This window comes from Microtetraspora sp. AC03309 (assembly GCF_020826795.1).
Lineage (GTDB): Bacteria > Actinomycetota > Actinomycetes > Streptosporangiales > Streptosporangiaceae > Microtetraspora > Microtetraspora glauca.
The window spans coordinates 1-1,049 of the sequence record NZ_JADDIL010000221.1 but is presented as its reverse complement, the minus strand read 5'-3'; the positions used below and the strand labels follow the sequence as shown (position 1 = coordinate 1,049).

Annotated in this window: 1 protein-coding gene; it reads right to left on the bottom strand. The window is 62.6% G+C overall.

Annotated elements, in window-relative coordinates:
- Positions 1-285: 285 nt before the first annotated feature.
- On the bottom strand, positions 286-1,049 hold a 764-nt coding region (locus tag IMZ11_RS42435; RefSeq protein ID WP_228649215.1), incomplete at its 5' end, for a neutral zinc metallopeptidase.

The following is a 1,049-nucleotide window of genomic DNA, read 5'->3' as shown; positions in this document are numbered from 1 at the left end:
GCCCGGCCTCACTCCCAGCGGATCACCCCGTGATAGGCGCCTCCGCAATTCCCGGAAAAATAACCATCGCCCAGCCACTCCGCTCAGCAGGGCGCTTTCTCGCTCTTCTCGCACGACTTGCCCTGTCGATGCGTCGACGCAGCTCAGCCGATTCGCATCGCCGTCAATCAGGAGGTGCTGGCCGTCGTACCCACGCAGCCATGCGGCAAATCCGTCCGGGTAGGTGTCTGGACTTCGACGAACCTTGCCGGAGCTGTGCGATGTCGGAACGCAGCTATTCGCCCGCTACGACACGTCGCTGGCAGGGGAGAGCCAGGTGTTGCACTCGCCGATCTTGTTCAGACGGTAGCCCTGATCCCACCAGCCACCGAAGTGTGCCTTCGAACCATGGTCGCGCGGAGCACTCGGATCCCAATCACCACGGGTGGCGTTGTCGTCCAGCGCTATTTGATAGTCGGCCACGGTGAATCGGCCGCCCGTCTCGACGATCGAGCCGACAAACATGCCGGAGAGGCACTGCGCCTGCAATTCCAGGCGGCGTGACAGTTCAAGGCCTTCTGCGGACTGCTCGCCCAGGGCTTGCGCCTGCTTGTATTCCTCACCGGAGGTGCCGGTGAGGGCTTGGATGTGGTGGCCGTACTCATGGGCCAGCATCGCAAGATAGATGACAGCCTGGTCGCCGTATTTGTCTGCGGGCATTCCGACCAGGGGCATGTAGATGGTTTCGTCGGTGCCGCAGTAAAGGGCTGGATTGCGGCCGGGCCCCACCTCGTACGTGTTGCACGGGTTGGTAACGACAGTGCCCGTTGGTATCGAGAGTGTGGCCGGACGGAACTCGAAACCTGCGGCTGTCATGAACGGTTTCCAGGCGGTGTTCAGACACTGCAGCGAGGTCTCGTAGAAGATTTTGGCGGCCACGGCGTCGCTGGGCCAGCCGGTCGGATTGCATGGTTGTTTGGCGAGGCCGGCGTCGAAGTTGGCGTAGAGCCGGTTTTGTCCCAGGGCTGCTTCACCGGTGGGGAGGGGCAGAGCTCGGGTGGTGGTTGTTG